Annotated in this window: 16 protein-coding genes, 1 tRNA gene and 1 riboswitch; of the genes, 6 read left to right on the top strand and 11 right to left on the bottom strand. The window is 64.0% G+C overall.

Annotated features, from left to right (window positions below):
* Positions 1-34 precede the first annotated feature (34 nt).
* From ELY13_RS10310 to ELY13_RS10320, 3 genes are all read left to right on the top strand, one after another.
* The gene (locus ELY13_RS10310; protein ID WP_126173840.1) at positions 35-835 is read left to right on the top strand and encodes a MotA/TolQ/ExbB proton channel family protein; all 801 of its coding nucleotides are present in this window, start codon (positions 35-37) and stop codon (positions 833-835) included.
* Positions 836-938: 103 nt separating this feature from the next.
* Positions 939-1472 (top strand): ExbD/TolR family protein, encoded by a 534-nt coding sequence (locus ELY13_RS10315; RefSeq protein ID WP_206436034.1) that lies wholly within the window; start codon positions 939-941, stop codon positions 1470-1472.
* Between the two features lie 30 nt (positions 1473-1502).
* Entirely contained in the window at positions 1503-1955 is a 453-nt protein-coding gene (locus ELY13_RS10320; protein WP_126173841.1) for an ExbD/TolR family protein, read from the top strand.
* A 53-nt stretch (positions 1956-2008) separates the two neighbouring features.
* Here the strand turns inward: ELY13_RS10320 and ELY13_RS10325 are convergent, their stop codons facing one another.
* Entirely contained in the window at positions 2009-4507 is a 2499-nt protein-coding gene (locus ELY13_RS10325) for a ligase-associated DNA damage response DEXH box helicase (RefSeq protein ID WP_126173842.1), read from the bottom strand.
* A gap of 197 nt (positions 4508-4704) precedes the next feature.
* On the opposite strand from ELY13_RS10325, the gene ELY13_RS10330 reads away from it, so the two are divergent.
* Both ELY13_RS10330 and ELY13_RS10335 read left to right on the top strand, forming a co-directional pair.
* Positions 4705-5673 carry a BON domain-containing protein gene (locus tag ELY13_RS10330; protein WP_126173843.1) on the top strand — a complete coding sequence of 323 codons (969 nt, stop codon included), beginning with the start codon at positions 4705-4707 and terminating at the stop codon, positions 5671-5673.
* Positions 5674-5832: 159 nt separating this feature from the next.
* Positions 5833-5933, top strand: a riboswitch (yybP-ykoY riboswitch).
* Between the two features lie 88 nt (positions 5934-6021).
* A complete protein-coding gene (locus ELY13_RS10335; protein ID WP_126173844.1) occupies positions 6022-6603 on the top strand; it encodes a TMEM165/GDT1 family protein in 582 nt (193 codons plus the stop codon).
* On the opposite strand, the gene ELY13_RS10340 is transcribed toward ELY13_RS10335, so the two are convergent.
* The 6 genes from ELY13_RS10340 to ELY13_RS10365 all read right to left on the bottom strand — a co-directional run bounded on the left by ELY13_RS10340 (position 6585) and on the right by ELY13_RS10365 (position 11305).
* Entirely contained in the window at positions 6585-7181 is a 597-nt protein-coding gene (locus tag ELY13_RS10340) for a DUF1989 domain-containing protein (protein ID WP_126173845.1), read from the bottom strand. The two genes, ELY13_RS10335 and ELY13_RS10340, sit on opposite strands and share 19 nt — an antisense overlap.
* Positions 7178-7867, bottom strand: coding sequence for a guanitoxin biosynthesis heme-dependent pre-guanitoxin N-hydroxylase GntA (gntA, locus tag ELY13_RS10345; protein WP_126173846.1), 690 nt, complete (start codon positions 7865-7867; stop codon positions 7178-7180). Before gntA ends, ELY13_RS10340 begins: the two co-directional genes overlap by 4 nt.
* A 69-nt stretch (positions 7868-7936) precedes the next feature.
* Positions 7937-8770 (bottom strand): arylamine N-acetyltransferase family protein, encoded by an 834-nt coding sequence (locus tag ELY13_RS10350; RefSeq protein ID WP_126173959.1) that lies wholly within the window; start codon positions 8768-8770, stop codon positions 7937-7939.
* 22 nt (positions 8771-8792) lie between these two features.
* Positions 8793-10196, bottom strand: a complete 1404-nt coding sequence (pgmG, locus tag ELY13_RS10355) for a phosphoglucomutase/phosphomannomutase PgmG (protein ID WP_126173847.1) — start codon at positions 10194-10196, stop codon at positions 8793-8795.
* Positions 10193-10483, bottom strand: a complete 291-nt coding sequence (locus tag ELY13_RS10360) for a J domain-containing protein (RefSeq protein WP_241233641.1) — start codon at positions 10481-10483, stop codon at positions 10193-10195. Before ELY13_RS10360 ends, pgmG begins: the two co-directional genes overlap by 4 nt.
* A 3-nt stretch (positions 10484-10486) precedes the next feature.
* Complete coding sequence (locus tag ELY13_RS10365) at positions 10487-11305, bottom strand: division plane positioning ATPase MipZ (RefSeq protein ID WP_126173848.1); 819 nt, start codon at positions 11303-11305, stop codon at positions 10487-10489.
* Positions 11306-11388: 83 nt separating this feature from the next.
* Between ELY13_RS10365 and panC the strand changes: the two genes are divergently transcribed.
* Entirely contained in the window at positions 11389-12243 is an 855-nt protein-coding gene (gene panC / locus ELY13_RS10370; protein WP_126173849.1) for a pantoate--beta-alanine ligase, read from the top strand.
* A gap of 5 nt (positions 12244-12248) precedes the next feature.
* Here panC and ELY13_RS10375 read toward each other — a convergent pair whose 3' ends face one another.
* From ELY13_RS10375 to ELY13_RS10390, 4 genes are all read right to left on the bottom strand, one after another.
* Positions 12249-12770 (bottom strand): nuclear transport factor 2 family protein, encoded by a 522-nt coding sequence (locus tag ELY13_RS10375; RefSeq protein WP_126173850.1) that lies wholly within the window; start codon positions 12768-12770, stop codon positions 12249-12251.
* Between the two features lie 15 nt (positions 12771-12785).
* Positions 12786-12859, bottom strand: a tRNA-Gly gene (locus ELY13_RS10380).
* Between the two features lie 47 nt (positions 12860-12906).
* Positions 12907-13503, bottom strand: coding sequence for an OmpA family protein (locus ELY13_RS10385; protein WP_164549773.1), 597 nt, complete (start codon positions 13501-13503; stop codon positions 12907-12909).
* 16 nt (positions 13504-13519) lie between these two features.
* Complete coding sequence (locus ELY13_RS10390) at positions 13520-15352, bottom strand: cation:proton antiporter (protein WP_126173961.1); 1833 nt, start codon at positions 15350-15352, stop codon at positions 13520-13522.
* Between the last annotated feature and the right edge of the window lie 49 nt (positions 15353-15401).

A 15401-nucleotide genomic window follows, 5' to 3' on the forward strand; every position in this document is an offset into this window, starting at 1 on the left:
TCTCAATCCTGTTCATCCTGAGAGGACCACCCGCATGCTTATCGACATCCTGGCCGCAGCCGGCGACGCGGCGCCCCAGAACCAATTCGGCTTCATTGAAGCAATGGAGCAGGGCGGTGTCATCGCCTGGACTATTTTTGGCGTGCTCGTGATCATGTCTGTCGGATCGTTCTACATTCTGATCACCAAGCTGCTCGAGCAGAACAAGATCTTCCGCCAGTACCGCGAAGTGCGCAGCACGTTCTGGCGCGCGCCTTCTCTCCGGGAAGGTGCCAACAAGCTCGATCGCGACAGCGCATGGCGCCAGCTGGTCGACGATGGCCTCGCCGCCGAAGCCCAGCACGGCAAGCTGACCGACCAGCTCGAAGCTCATGACTGGCTGCACGGCTCGCTCGCGCGCTCCGAAGCTGCGATCAACTCGAAGCTGGCCGGCGGCCTCTCGTTCCTCGCCACCGTCGGCGCGACCGCCCCGTTTGTCGGTCTGCTCGGTACCGTTATCGGTATCTACCGCGCGCTGATCAACATTGGTCTTGCCGGTTCGGCCTCGATCGACAAGGTCGCAGGTCCGGTCGGTGAAGCACTGATCATGACCGCCATCGGTCTGCTCGTCGCCGTTCCGGCCGTGCTTGCCTACAACTGGCTGCAGTCCCGCAACAAGCGGATCGCAGAGCTGCTCAGCGGCTTCTCGACCGACCTGCTCGCCAACATCACCTCGCGCGGCACGATCCGTCCGGAAGTGGCAGCAACGACGACCAAGGCTGCTCCGGCCAAGCCGGCCGCCGCTCCGGTAAAGCCCGGTCCGGTCGCCACCCCGAAGCCGGTCACCAAGCCGTAAGGCACGGACAGGCAAGCTTCAGGTGGCTTCAGCTACACGGGCGGATCGGAGCGAAAGCAAAGGTCCGCCCAGGCAAGACGAACTTTTGAGTTAGGACTGAACCATGGCTATGTCGACAGGCGGTGGCGGCGCCGAAAGGCCGATGTCGGACATCAACACGACTCCCCTGGTGGACGTCATGCTGGTGCTCCTGATCATCTTCCTCATCGCGGTTCCGGTTGCCATCCAGACGATCGAAAAACTGGAAATTCCAGTGTTCGAATCGAACGAATCGAAGGACAAGGTCGAAAACCTGCTGCTGACGGTCAGCACGACCGACGATGCAGGCCGCAGCGCAGGGGAGCCGGGCTTCGCTGGTGCCACGCGCGGCGGGGAATGCCGGGTCTACTTCAACAACGTCACTCCGGTCGATTCCCAGGAACTGTACGACAGGGCATTCGAACGGCTCGACAACATCGTGCAGGCCGAAGGCGGCGTCGACGCGATCATGGCGAACCCGGAAAAGATCCCGCAGGTCTTCATTCGCGGGGACGTGAATGCGCCGTGGCGCTGCATCGCAGGCACGATCTACAACGTGCAGGCGGCGGGCTATCCCACTATCGGCTTCATCTCCAACCCGGTCGACCCGAACGGCTGACCGGCTGAACGAATTCAGGAGTAACCTCTCATGGCAATGTCAGGCGGCAAGGACGATGGTTCGCCGATGATGGAGATGAACACGACGCCGCTGATCGACGTCATGCTCGTGCTCCTCATCATGTTCATCATCACCATCCCGGTGGCGACGCACTCGGTCAACATCGACTTGCCGACGCCTTCGAACACGCCTTCCAGCAACATCGATCCAGTCAAGAACAAGATCGTGCTATCGCCGAACGACCAGATCTTCTGGAACGGCGAAGTGATTAACCAGAACCAGCTGGTGGCAAACCTGCAGCAGACCCTGACCTTCGCGGTCGAGCCTGAACTGCAGTTCGAGCCTGAGCCGCTGGCAAGCTACGACCTTTCGGCCAAGGTGCTCAACATCATCAAGGCCTCGGGCGTGACCAAGTTCGGCTTCGTCGGTAACGAGAAGTACCGGGCGTTCAGCACGGGTGGCCCAGCCAACCCCACCGGCTGATCCTCCCGGACAATTCAGGAGAAGGGGCGGAGTTTTCCGCCCCTTTTTCTTTGTCAGTCGTCCGCTCCGGCCAGTCCATCGTGATTGGCGGCTTCCCCCACCTGCGGCTCCTCCCCCATGGCCGCTGCCGCCAAAGCTTCCGCCTCCAGCAGCAACTGGTCTTCCGCGCTTCCGAGCGGCAGGTTCTCCCGCCCGATCATCACCAGCACCGGAACGGCAAGCGGGCTCACCCGGTCGAGCCGCACGTGCACCAGCCTTTCCTGCGCCGAGTCCAGCAACTGGCCCAGCCGGTCCACATCCGTCATCCGCGCGCGCGCGTCGGCCCAGGCTGCCTCGATCAGGATATGCTCGGGTTCATACTTCCTCAGCACGTCGTAGATCAGATCGGTCGAGAAGGTGACCTGCCGCCCCGATTTCCGCTGCCCCGGATGGTGCCGCTCGACTAGGCCGGCGATTACGGCAACTTCGCGAAACGCGCGGCGCAGCAAGTGTGAACTCTCAATCCAGGCGATGAATTCCTCCGCCAGGATATCGGAGGACAGTAGCGGCGCCGGATCCTCCACCGGCTTCAGGCTCCACACGGCAAGTGAGTAGTCGTTGGCGATGAACCCTCCCGGCAGCAGCCCGCGCTGCTCCATCCGCTTGGCGATCAGCATCCCCAGCGACTGGTTCGCGTTCCACCCGCTGAACGTGTGCAGCACGGTGTACCACCGGCTGGCGTACGGAAAACTTTCGACCAGCAGAGTGTCGGGCGTCGGCATCTCGGACCGCCAGTCCTGCATCTCCAGCCAATCGCGCACATTGTCCGGAAACCGGCCCCACCCCGCGCGGTCGGCCAACAAGCTGCGCACACGATCGGCAAGGTGCGTGGTCAGCGGCATCCGCGCGCCCATGTAGCTGGGGATTACTGCAGACCGCTTGGCTGCCCGCACGATCAGTTCCAGATCCCGCAGAGTTTCCACTTCCAGGTCCAGCCCGGCGAAGCGAAACGTATCCCCCGGCCCCAGCGAGGCTGCAAATTGTTCTTCAACCCTGCCAAGCGATCGGCCACCTCTGCCCCGCCCCGATCGAATGCGAATTTCAACCATTTCGGAATCGACGATGATCCCGGCGTTGAGCCGATGCCGGGCGGCATGCTCCGGATGAGTGAGGCGCCAGGTGCCGTCAGGCTCCCGCACAATCCGGCGGAACTTGTCATAGGCTTCCAGCGAGTAGCCGCCGGTCGCGACGAACTGCAGCACCCGCTTCCACGTCGCCTGGTCCACCCAGACATAGGTTGAGCTTGAGCGGACTTCCGCCAGCAAGTCGGCTTCCTGAAACGGTGCGGCGCACGCACAGGCCATCACGTGCTGGGCTAACACGTCGAGGCCGCCCGGCTGGAACGGCTCCCCGTCCCTCTCCCCCAGATCCACTGCTTCCTTTGCAGCGGTGGCCTCCAGGAACTCGAACCGATTACCAGGCACCAGGATAGCCCGACTGGGGCTGTCCAGCCTGTGATTCGCTCTTCCGATCCGCTGGAGCAGGCGGCTCGATCCCTTCGGCGCGCCCATCTGCACCACGCAGTCGATGTCGCCCCAATCGACGCCGAGGTCGAGACTGGCGGTCGCGACAAGCGCCCGCAGCTCGCCGCGAGCCATCGCGCCTTCAACCTTGCGCCGGGCCTCTTTCGACAGTGACCCGTGATGAATCCCGATCGGCAGGTGGTCCTCGTTCGCCTCCCACAACTTCTGGAACGTATGCTCTGCCAGGAACCGCGTGTTGGTGAAGACCAGCGTTGTGCGGTTGCGCCGAATCTCCTGATAGACCTGCGGGATTGCCCAAGTCGCGGCGTGGCCACTCCACGGAACCCGCTCATCCTGAGGCAGCAGTATTTCGACCGATGGAGGTGCACCCTGTTCGCCTTCCACCAGTTCCACGCTGTCGATGTCACCCCACGGGGCCAGCCATCCGCGAAACGCCTCCGGGTCCGCCACGGTGGCAGAAAGGGCGACACGCTGGTGCCCGGGGGCAAGCGCCAGCAGGCGCGCCAAGCCCAGCGCGAGCAGATCGCCGCGCTTCCCGGTGGCGAAGGCGTGGACTTCATCGACGATCACGCGCTGCAAGGTCGAGAATAACTCGAAACTATCCGGGTACGACAGCAGCAGGGAAAGCGATTCCGGCGTCGTCAGCAGAATGTGGGGCGGACGGGTGCGCTGACGCTTCTTGCGATCCGCCGGCGTATCGCCGCTGCGCGCCTCGATGCGGATCGGCAACCCCATTTCCTCGACCGGAGTGAGCAGGTTGCGGTGCACGTCGTGCGCCAGTGCTTTCAAAGGCGAGACATAGAGCGTGTGGAGGCCCTCAGCGACGGAGCCGTTCGCTTGCGACGGGCAAAAATCGGCCAAGGTCGGCAGGAACCCCGCGAGCGTCTTGCCCGCACCGGTATCCGCCGTGAGCAGGGCGTGGCGTCCGGCGCGGGCTGCTTCCAGCATCGCGCGCTGATGCCGTCGCACACGCCAGCCTCGCTGGGAGAACCACTGCTCGATCTCGGTTGGAAGAACAGGCGATATCATGCTGCGATTGGAGCAGATTCCGCCCGGCTGCGAAAGCATGCGCCAAAGCGCGACAGAGATGCGCTGAGCGGCGCAACCACAAGTCGAACCCGACCGTTGTTGAAGTGTGACCCGCTACGAAGCGGGCCACGCGCCGTGAGACCGGTGTCGGGCTGGCGCGTGTATTTGAGCAGTACTTTACCAAAGGAGACAGGCATATGGCAGACCGTTATCGCAATCGCAGGCCGTACGGGGAAACCACCATGCGTGATCGTGACTATCGCGACGAAGGAACTTACGGAAACGATCGGAACTACGATTACGAAAGCCGGGACCGGTACAATCGGGGTGACAGGGACCGCTACGACGAACCCTGGAACGGCGTGGGCCGCGGCCCCCGTGATGCGCACCGCTACGGCGTAGATTACGAGGACCGCGACTATCGTCCCGCAGGCCGGGATGAGCGGTATGAAGGCGGTCGCTACACGCCCAGCGCAGGCTATTCCGATCGGCGCTCCGGCTGGGGCGATAACGAACGCTATTCGGGCGGCTCCTACAGCGGCGCGTCCTACGGCGGAGGCTATGGCGGCGGTGACTATGGCGGCTACGGCGCAGACTACGCGGCGAGCGGCCGAGGCTTCCGCAGCTTCACCGGCGACGATGTAGGCGGCGCAGACTTCGTCGCAGGCGGAGCGCGGCCTTATGGCGGCTACGGTCGCGGAATTGGCAGCTATTCGGCCGGGGGCGGCTACGGCCCTGCTCCGCACCGGGGCTATACCGACCGCAACGAAGATCGCGGCTTCGTCGAGCGAGCCGGAGACAAGGTCGAGAGCTGGTTCGATGACGATGACGATTACAGCCGGCGGCGCCAGTCCGGCTATGCCGGGCACGGTCCGGCGAATTACAGCCGGTCGGACGACCGCGTCCTCGAAGACGCTTCCGACCGTCTGACGGACGATTGGCGGGTCGACGCCCGCAACGTCGAGGTAACCGTCAATGACGGTGAGATCACCCTCAACGGGACCGTTCGCAGCCGTGAGCAGAAGCACCGTGCCGAACGGTGCGTCGAGAGCCTCTCGGGCGTTCGTCACGTGCAGAACAATCTGCGGGTGCAGGAGTACGATGACCTCGGCACCTCCGACGAGCGGGTCGTGACGACGGAGAAGACCACCGGCGTCCTTACCTGATCCGGTACAGCGTAGAATAAACGAAAGGGGTCCGTTCAGCGGGCCCCTTTTTCGTTGGACGCCCTTGCCACCCCACCTCCATTTCTGGCGCACCTGTTCTTTAGTGTCGCCTTCTTTCCCCGGACGCCGCCTTGTCTTTCACCGTCGGGTCCCCTAGTCCCGGCGCGTCATCTGGGGAGTAGCCGACCGCTTCGGCGGGTTTGCGCGTCAACATGCTCGGCCGAGAGGTCGTGGCGCGCAAGGGACGGGAAAGCCGTCCCGGCGAGACCAATGGCATTGCGTCCCCGCTTCGCCGGGCGGGGGATGCGATGTCCTTGGTTGCGCAACAGGGCCCGGCCGGTAGATCCGATGGACGCATTTCTTACCTCGACCGCGCTGGTGGCTCTCGCCGAGATCGGCGACAAGACGCAGTTGCTGGCTCTGGTGCTCACCGCGCGGTTTCGCAAGCCGCTCCCCATCGTCTGCGGTATCCTTGTCGCCACGCTCGAAAACCATGCCCTCGCCTCGTGGGCCGGGGCCGAGGTGGCTCAGTGGCTCGATGGCCCCTGGTTCTCGGCCGTAGTAGCTTTTTCCTTCATCGCGATGGGCCTGTGGGCTCTCGTGCCGGACAAGCTGGACCAGAACACAGCCGCAAGGCCGCACGGCAGCGCTTTTCTGGTGACGTCGACATCCTTTTTCCTCGCAGAAATGGGTGACAAGACCCAGCTCGCCACGGTGGCGCTTGGCGCCCGGTTCGAAGCCGTCGGCGCAGTGACCGCAGGAACGACGATCGGCATGCTGCTCGCCAACGTGCCGGTCGTTTTTCTGGGAGAAAAGATCATGCGGAGGATCCCGCTCCAGGCGGTGCGCGTCGCGGCGGCCACCCTGTTCCTCGCACTGGGGCTGCTGATGCTGGCGCGCGGCGCGATGCTTCAGCCTTCGATGGCGTAGTGGATCGGTTTGAAGCTGCCGCCGTTCGATGCATAGGCAGAGCACGCCGTCAGCCCGATCACCAAATCCATTTCCGCCCGCAGGCGGATGAAATCCCCGGGCTTGCTGACGGGAGGAAGGACCTGCACTGTCCCGTCGGCGGGATCGACAGGAACGTTCATGAACAGGTTGAACGCGGTCGGGATGGCATCGGACTCGATCCCGAAAGGAGCCAGCGCCTCGGCCAAATTGCCGAAGCAGCCGCGGTGGACCGGCTGATCGGGATAGAAATGGCGGAAGGTTGCCTCACTGCATGGGGTCAGCAGGAAATCGTGACAGCCGACCGTGTCCTCGATGATCGTCAGCATCGTGTTGGAGCGGTTCGACCAAAGACGATGGCCCGTGGAAAGGCGGATGGTCTCTTCGTAGTCGAACGTGCGGCCGTTTGAGATCGTCTCGCGCACATCCGCGGCGCTGTAGGCGACAAGATCGCTGACCTGAACGCCTTCAGGATCGATCACCCGCAGCACCTGGCCTTGCTCCAGACGCAGCGCCGCACCGCTACGGGGCGGAATCTCGCAAATGCTTCCCGGCGTCATCGGTCAGTGTCGATGCGCGGATCGTGAAAGGGGCACTTCCACTCGTCGTCGACCAGGCGCCCGCTGTACTGCCGCGCTTCGCTCACTTCGCCAAAGCGGGTCAGCATGGGATTGACGTGCCCGGCCAGCTGCTGGTCGCGCTCAAGTATCTTCTCGCGCATCCGTTCATAGCGGCCTTCCTCGCGCAGCCGCTCAAACTGGTCATGCAGATTGAACACAAGGGTGGGCCGCGGAAATCGGCGTGCCGGACGCGAAGCCTGCGGGTGGAGCCCGACCACGAAAAAGGCTTCCCCGCCGAAGCTGAGCGAGAAATGCGGGTCTTCGGGATTGGAACTGACACGCTCGTCATACGGCTGGCCGCGCCAGCTGTCCTTGTCGGCACAGGACTGGATTCGCTCCCACATGGCGCGTTCGAATTCGGTTTCGTCCAAGTCACCAGGACCTTCGAACACTGCCGCAAGGCTGCGCAAGCCGCCGGGATCCTGGCGGTAAGCTTTGGCCCATTCCAGCAATTCGCCGTGAATGCGCACATCGTCCCACCCGCTGGTCAGCGAATGACACACCAGAACTTTGAGCGTCCCGCGCGCCACCGCCGACTTCGCCCCGACACAGGGGAAGTCATGATCGGCAATCTTGTCGAACAACTCGGCCCGGGCGAGTTGTTCCGTTTTATCATCGACGAGCATGGGTGGGGTATCTCTCCTGCCCTAAAAACGCCCGAGGCAAGGCAGGGTTCCGAGTATCGGCGGGCGGGCTCAGCCCCGTACAGGGAGGAACGGCGGCAGCGCGGCCACTTCTTCCATACTCAGTTGCAGCCTGAAGATGTCGCGCAGGCTGCGCCGGTAATCCTCGGCATCCGGAATGTCGCTCCGCCGAATGTCTTTGCTGCGGGTTACGGTAAGCGTGCAGCCGGAAAGTGCGGCAAAACCGTCAGGCAGGACGATACTGACAACCGGCACCACCGTGAATCGGGTACCGGCGCGCGTGGACGTCCAGTGATTACCCATCTCCAGATCCTCCGGGCCGACTTCGGCGAGATCGAAGGTGTACTGCGCTTGCCAGTCCCCCGCTTGCGTGCTGCTGCGTTCCAGCAGCCATTCGCCGCCGAGGCTGCCCGGCTGCCCCGTTCGCCGCAGACGGTGAACCGCACCATCGGCCGCCTGCGCGCTGGCCCCGTCCCGCAAGGCCAGCGGCAGCACCCCGCTTCCGCCGAAGCCGGCATCCGCGATCCAGGGCGCGCCGCCGACACGGACCAGCAGGAGAGTATGGGTCCGCGGCGGGACCGCGTCTTCCGGCTGGTTGAGCCGCACCCGGGCAAGCAGCGGCCGAACGTCGAAGCCGACACGGCGGAGCATGTCGGCAAACAGCCGGTTCTGCTCAAAGCAGTAACCACCTCGCCGGCGGGTCACCAGTTTTTCGAACACCGTTTCCGGATCGATCGCGATCCCGCGGCCGAGCAGGATGTCGAGGTTCTCGAACGGGATTGAGCGCCGCTGCGCATCCTGCAGCAGCGCCAAACCCGCGGCATCCGCTGGTGGCGCGCGATCGAGCCCGATGCGCGCCAGCCAGTCGTGCAGTGACCGGTCCATGCCGTCCGGTGTCGGCCGGGCCTCAGTGGCCGGCTTGCGGCCCACGTTCCAGCCCGGACTTGGCCAGCTGATCGTCGATCTGGGCCATCAACCGCTCCAGCCCCTCCTCGCTGTCGCTTTCCGCCCGGGCGACGAGCACGTCCTGCGTGTTGGAAGCGCGCAGCAGCCACCAGCCATCGTCATTGGTCACGCGGACGCCATCGGTGGCGTTGACCTGGGCGTCGGTGGTCGACAGCCGCTGCTTTACTTCGTCGATCACGGCGAACTTGCGGCTCTCATCAACTTGGAAGCGCATCTCCGGCGTATTCACCATTTCGGGCATTTCTCCGCGCAGCTGGGTGACCGACTTGTCGAGCCGGACACTTGCCGAAATCAGCCGAATCGCCGCGTAGAGCGCATCATCGTAGCCGTAGTAGTCGTCCGCGAAGAAGATATGGCCGCTCATTTCCCCTGCGAGCGGGGAGCCAGTTTCCTTCATTTTGGACTTAATCAGGCTGTGGCCGGTCTTCCACATCAGCGGCTTTCCGCCTAGTTCGGACACACGATCGAACAAAGCGCGCGATGCTTTCACATCGGCGATAATCGTAGCTTCCGGACGCCGGTTCAGCAGGTCCTCGGCGTAGATCGATAGCAGCTGGTCGCCCCAGATGATGCGTCCCTGCCCGTCGATCGCTCCGATTCGGTCGCCATCGCCATCAAAAGCTACTCCGAAATCGAGGTTCTTCTCCGTGACGAGCCGCCGCAGGTCCTCCAAGTTCTCCGGAACAGTAGGATCAGGGTGATGATTAGGAAACTCTCCATCAATCTCGGTAAACAGCGTGAAGTGCTCTCCCGGCAGCCGGGTGACGAGCAGCTCCAGGGCCTGCCCCGTGGCGCCGTTGCCCGCGTCCCAACCGATCCGAAGAGCGGACAGCCGATCGTCCGCGATGCCTTCGAGCCCGACCAGGAGACGCTCGACATACTCGTCCAGGATTTCGCGCGTCTCGACGCTGCCCGTGCCATCGGCCCACGCCCCTTCGACGGCGAGGGTTCCGATCCGGAGGATATCTTCCCCGAAGAACGGGCGCCCTTTAAATACCATCTTGAAGCCATTGTAATTGGCGGGATTGTGGCTGCCAGTTATCTGAATGCCGCCGTCAACATCTTCCATTGAGGCTTCCGCGTAGTAGAGCATCGGCGTCGGGCCCAGTCCGACCCGCACTACGTCGCACCCGCTCGAGGTAAGGCCTTCGATCAGCGCGCGCTCCAGTATCGGAGAGCTGACGCGTCCGTCGTACCCGACCGCTACCTTCGATCCCCCCGCCTCGCGCAGCAACGTTGCGAAACCGCGCCCGATTGCGCGGGCATCATCCGGACCCAGGGTCTTGCCGATGATTCCGCGAATGTCGTATTCGCGCAGCACTGTCGGATCGAACTGATAGCTCATACATGCTCCTTTTTCGGCAACTGGCGTAACAGCAAGTCGCGCGCTTCATTGGCTTCATGAAATTGGCTGCCAGTGCCCCCCTTGTCGGGGTGCACTCTCGCCACAAGGCGGCGGTGGGCATCGACGATTTCCTCTCGCGATGCCCCGCGCCGGACTTCCAGCAGCGAACGGGCGCGCCGTTCGGCTTCGACCCGCTTCCGCTGACCGGGTTTTTCCCAGACCCACCGACCCGACAGCATCCGCCAGGCGATAACCAGCAGGACCAGGAAGAGGATCAGCTTGGTCACGAGTCAGGCAGGCTCGGGCTGGCGGCTGGGCATCGGCAGCTTCAGGGATGCGACCAGGCCGCGCAGTTCCTGCCGGGCTACCAGATGGCTGGTGCCAAGCTCGCCCAGGTGCCCCTTGTCGAGCAGAGTCAGGCCGGAAGGAAACAGCTCACGGTAAACCACGCGCTCCGAAAGCCCCTGCGCGACCCGAAAGCCAACTCGCTTGGACAAGTCGGTCAATGCTCCGTCAATGCGCTTCTGGTTGCGCGCCTCCGTGTGGCCGGTGCGGTTGCGCACGACCACCCAGTCCATTTCCCGCCGGTTTTCCCGCAACTGCTTCATCGCCCGGCTCTTGCGCGCTTCCCAGATCAGTTCCGCATAGAAGGACAGCCGGCGAACCTTGAAGGTTTCCGCGTCCACTTGCCCGATCAGGTCGAAATCGACGAAGCTGTCGTTCATCGGGGTCACCAGAGTATCGGCCTGGGTCGCCGCATGCCGAGCGAACGGATCGTCGCGGCCCGGCGTATCGAACAGGATGAAGTCCGCGTTTTCCGCCAGTTTCTCCACGTGCTGCTCCAGCGCTTCGGCGCTGTCCCCGGTAAACACGTCGAAGGCTGCATTGGGCAGGTCGATCCCGCGCCGCGCGATCGTTTCGGTCCGGTTCTCAAGATAGCGGAAGAGCGTTCGCTGGCGAGGATCGAGATCGAGCACGGAGACCCGAGCCCCCATGTAGGCGAGCGCGATCGCGATGTGGACCGCGGTAGTCGACTTCCCGGTGCCGCCTTTCTCGTTTGCGAAGACGATACGGTGCGGGACAGTAGCAGAAGGGCCAAGGTTGGACACGCGGCAGTCAGATCCCGATTGTTGCACAGCTTGGGCTTGCCCGATAGGCAGCCTTGTCACCGCCTTATCGGACGCTTGCCCCCATGCAAACCATCAACCACCTCCATTCCTTGCGCGAAGCTGTGGAGGCTTTGCGCAATAATGGATCGATTGCTCTCGTCCCGACGATGGGCGCCTTGCATGAAGGTCACATGACACTGGTGCGTGAAGCGGCCAAACGCGCGCCGCACGTGGTCGTCTCGATCTTCGTCAATCCGGCCCAGTTCGGACCGAATGAGGACTTCGACGCCTATCCCCGCCAGTTGGCAGACGATGCCCGAATGCTGGAAGACGAAGGCGTTTCCCTGCTCTGGGCCCCTTCGGCGCAGCAGGTCTATCCCGCTGGGTTCGCCAGCTCGATCCATGTTGCGGGGGTAAGCGAAGGCTTGTGCGGTGCGGCGCGGCCGGGCCACTTCGATGGCGTCGCGACCGTGGTGGCCAAGCTGTTCAACCAGGTGCAGCCCGACTTTGCCCTGTTCGGCGAAAAGGACTGGCAGCAACTGGCGGTGATCCGCCGCATGGCGCGGGATCTCGATTTCACCCGGCCCCATCCCGATGCGATCGTCGGGGTGCCGACCGTGCGGGAAGCCGATGGCCTCGCGCTGAGCAGCCGCAACCGCTATCTTTCGCCGGACCAGCGCCGGCAAGCCGCCGCGCTTCCCGCGCGGATGCGGGAAACCGTCGCACGGATCGAGGCCGGGGCGGATGTTCGCCGCACGCTGGAGAATCTCAAAGCCGGGCTGGTCGCAGACGGGTTCGACGCGGTCGATTATGCCGAGCTCGCCGATGCTGCGAGCCTCGAGCCGCTCGCACGGCTGGAACGCAACCCTGCGCGCCTGCTGGTTGCAGCGCGGATCGGCGGCACTCGTTTGATCGACAACCTGCCGGCGGGTGGCTGAACCGCTCAGGCCGGCTTTAAGGCGGCCGAATAGATGTGCCAGCGCAGCTGCTCGACGCTGGCTCCCGGCACATCGTTGACTCGCCTCAGCACGTAACTCCCGGTGAAGCGCTGCCGTGTTCCGTCGTTCTGTACGGCCTCCACTTCAACCGGAACGGTCGCGTAGAGGCTCCCCGCCGCTCCTTCCGTCCGAACCGGGCCAGTGATCGCGACCGTCGTACTGCGAGTCGCGGCAAAACCCTCGCGGAACTCGGACAGGGTCTGTCCGCTGGCGGCCCCACCCCGGTTCCACAACTGGTACGCCGCATCCCAGTCGCCCGCGTCGATGGCCCGATAATAGGCCTGGAGCGCCGCCTCGGGACTGTCAGGATCAACTTCCCCCGCGAGCGGCGCGGCGGCCTCGGGAACGGGCGCGCGCCGGGAAGACGGCGTGGGCCTTTCCTGCGGCGTGGCCGCGGCTATCCGGGCCATGGACGGCGCAGTGCCGCCCTCGCCCGGATTTCCGCACCCGGTCAGTGCAAAAGCCATCGCCGCAAGGAGAGTTGGAGCGGGTAGCGGGAATCGAACCCGCATAGCCAGCTTGGAAGGCTGGAGCTTTACCACTAAGCTATACCCGCTCGGGTTCGGCGGAATTGCCACTTCTCGCCCCCTCAAGTCAACCTTCTCAGTCGATTTGGCCGGGATCGGCTTGTTCTTCCCGCGATGACTCGGATTCCGGGGGCGCCACGTTGATCGTCACGCGCCGGTTCCGGGCGCGCCCTTCCTCGTTGGGCGTACCGTCCGGGTTGGCGTTCGGCGCGATGGGGTTCTGTTCGCCCATTGCAATCGTGGTGATCCGCTCTTCCGCGAGTCCTTGCTCCGTCAGCCAATCCGCTACCGCCTCGGCGCGCTCTTTCGACGCGGCGAGATTGGCCCGATCGGCCCCGGCCGAATCGGTATGGCCCCGCAGCACTATGGGCCAGCCTTCCGCCACCTGCGGGGAACGCCGAACCTCCTGCAGGCGCGCCACGGCTGTTTCGGACAACTCCGTGCCTCCATCGGGGAACGGGATCGTCCGCTCGATCGGCCTGGGCGGAAGGTCCTCCACGATCGGTTCCGGAATGATATCGGGCCGGATGATCGATGCCGCAGCGGTCTGCGTCGGCAACGGGGATGGCACAACCGAAGGCTCTGCCTCAGGGCCTTGCGGTTCATCCCGGTCACACCCGGTGAACGCCAAAAGCGCTGCGAGCCCCATTCCAGCGCTGGCAATCCGGATCATGTGTCCTCCCCTTTCATCAGGCGATCTGCGGCTTGGGCTTCTTGTTTGCCCCTTCGTCCACGGTTTTCTGCCGTGGCGGCGAATAGGAAATGACGGTGTCACCCGGTGCAGGCTCCGGCGCCGTGGCATGGGTGAAGAAGCGCATCTGCCCGTCCGGCTTCAGCAGCAGCAGCATGTGAGCGGCATCGGGCAGGCTTTCGCGTGCGTTCTCCAGGTCGAACTGTTCGGACAGCTTGGTCTTCCGGAAGATCCAGCCGGCCATCTGCCGCTCGCTCACTTCGTTGACGCCATAGCCGGATGCGAACAGCGCCCGCCCGCGCAGGGACGCTGGCAATGCGCGATGATCCGCCTCACCCGGCTCGCCCAGCTGGTAGACGGAATCGGTGCCGATTTCCGGTGCGAACTCGCTGCAGACCAGCGCGTTGTAAGCTTCGTTTTCCGTCGCCGCGATCAGCACCTGATAAGGCGCAAGGTCAAGGTTGTGCTCGGTCGCCTCGTTGAGGATTTCGCCGTGATAGGTCGGCAGCGCTGCGGCGCGGGCCGATTTCAGGCGCTGCCAGCTCGAATCGACGATCATCACCGGGGTCTTCAGATCGTGCATTTCCTTGGCCAGCGCGATCGACCAGGGAGTTGCCCCGGCAATCAGCAGGCCCGGCCGGGTTTCGCCGCGAACCTTCAGCAGGCGGGCCGCAAGGTCGATGGTGAAACCGTGGGCAACGATAGTTGCCACCACGACTGCGAAGGACAACCCGATCAGAATTCCGCCGTCACCGTACCCGAGTTCCTCCAGCCGCAACGCGAACAAGCCGGTGATGGCGACCATCACGATGCCGCGCGGCGCGATCCAGGCCAGGAACAAGCGCTCGTTCCAGGGGATGGTGGTGAACAACAGGCTGATCAGGATCGTCAGCGGACGCACCAGGAACAGCAGGACAAGGATGAAGACCCCGAAGCGCCATTCGAACTGGCGTACAGCTTCGAGGTCGAGCGAGGCAGACAGCAGCACGAATATCCCGGACACAAGCAGGACCGCCACGTTCTGCTTGAAGGGGTGAATGCTCCTGAGGCTGGCCACGTGCATGTTGGCCAGCGCGACCCCCATGACGGTCACGGCCACCAGACCCGCCTCGTGCTCGATCCCGTTGCTCAGCACGAACACGCAGACCACGGCCACGAGCAGCACCGGGACCTTCAGGTATTCGGGAACCAGACCGCGTGGGAACGCCCAGACGATCATGCGCGCGGCAGCGTATCCGACCACCCCGGCGAGGCCGGCCGCCATCAGCATCGGCGGCACGACGTCGAACAAGGTCGCGCCCCCGACGGAAAGCCGGAAGTATTCGTAGCTTATCACCGCGAACAGCGCGCCTACCGGGTCGTTGACGATCGCTTCCCATTTCAGGATCGCGGCTGGACGCTGCTGGACCGTTGCCTGGCGCAGCAGCGGGATGACCACTGTCGGCCCCGTCACCACGAGAATGCCGGAAAACAGGATCGCGACCGGCCAGACGAGCCCGGCGATGTAGTAACAGGCCAGAGCCCCCAGCACCCACGCGACCGGGGCGCCGATCACCACCAGCCGCCACACGCCTTCCCGATATTTACGGAATTCCCGGAAATCGAGACTAAGGCCGCCTTCGAACAGGATCAGGGCCACGCCGATCGACACCATGGGTTCGATCATTTCGCCAAAAGCGGCTTCCGGATTGATCAGATGGAACACAGGTCCGGCCAGGAATCCAGCCACCAGCATCAGCACGATGGCTGGCCAGCCCGTACGCCAGGCGAGCCACTGCGCGCCTATCCCCAGCAGCCCGACCAGAGCGATGACGAATGCCTGTTCTTCCATTCCCGCCCACTTCGTGGCCCTATCGGCCCCCACCACGCAATGCGCGGAG

The sequence above is a fragment of the Altericroceibacterium xinjiangense genome (assembly GCF_003958635.1).
In the GTDB taxonomy this organism is placed as follows: domain Bacteria; phylum Pseudomonadota; class Alphaproteobacteria; order Sphingomonadales; family Sphingomonadaceae; genus Altericroceibacterium_A; species Altericroceibacterium_A xinjiangense.

What these genes read in the sequence shown, in the direction of transcription:
- ELY13_RS10325 (WP_126173842.1), bottom strand. Translation starts at nt 4,507, where the DNA reads ATGATATCGCCTGTTCTTCCAACCGAGATCGAGCAGTGGTTCTCCCAG.
- gntA (WP_126173846.1), bottom strand. Translation starts at nt 7,867, where the DNA reads ATGCTCGTCGATGATAAAACGGAACAACTCGCCCGGGCCGAGTTGTTC.
- ELY13_RS10385 (WP_164549773.1), bottom strand. Translation starts at nt 13,503, where the DNA reads ATGATCCGGATTGCCAGCGCTGGAATGGGGCTCGCAGCGCTTTTGGCG.
- ELY13_RS10350 (WP_126173959.1), bottom strand. Translation starts at nt 8,770, where the DNA reads ATGGACCGGTCACTGCACGACTGGCTGGCGCGCATCGGGCTCGATCGC.
- ELY13_RS10375 (WP_126173850.1), bottom strand. Translation starts at nt 12,770, where the DNA reads ATGGCTTTTGCACTGACCGGGTGCGGAAATCCGGGCGAGGGCGGCACT.
- ELY13_RS10315 (WP_206436034.1), top strand. Translation starts at nt 939, where the DNA reads ATGGCTATGTCGACAGGCGGTGGCGGCGCCGAAAGGCCGATGTCGGAC.
- ELY13_RS10330 (WP_126173843.1), top strand. Translation starts at nt 4,705, where the DNA reads ATGGCAGACCGTTATCGCAATCGCAGGCCGTACGGGGAAACCACCATG.
- ELY13_RS10390 (WP_126173961.1), bottom strand. Translation starts at nt 15,352, where the DNA reads ATGGAAGAACAGGCATTCGTCATCGCTCTGGTCGGGCTGCTGGGGATA.
- ELY13_RS10310 (WP_126173840.1), top strand. Translation starts at nt 35, where the DNA reads ATGCTTATCGACATCCTGGCCGCAGCCGGCGACGCGGCGCCCCAGAAC.
- ELY13_RS10335 (WP_126173844.1), top strand. Translation starts at nt 6,022, where the DNA reads ATGGACGCATTTCTTACCTCGACCGCGCTGGTGGCTCTCGCCGAGATC.
- ELY13_RS10320 (WP_126173841.1), top strand. Translation starts at nt 1,503, where the DNA reads ATGGCAATGTCAGGCGGCAAGGACGATGGTTCGCCGATGATGGAGATG.
- ELY13_RS10340 (WP_126173845.1), bottom strand. Translation starts at nt 7,181, where the DNA reads ATGACGCCGGGAAGCATTTGCGAGATTCCGCCCCGTAGCGGTGCGGCG.
- pgmG (WP_126173847.1), bottom strand. Translation starts at nt 10,196, where the DNA reads ATGAGCTATCAGTTCGATCCGACAGTGCTGCGCGAATACGACATTCGC.
- panC (WP_126173849.1), top strand. Translation starts at nt 11,389, where the DNA reads ATGCAAACCATCAACCACCTCCATTCCTTGCGCGAAGCTGTGGAGGCT.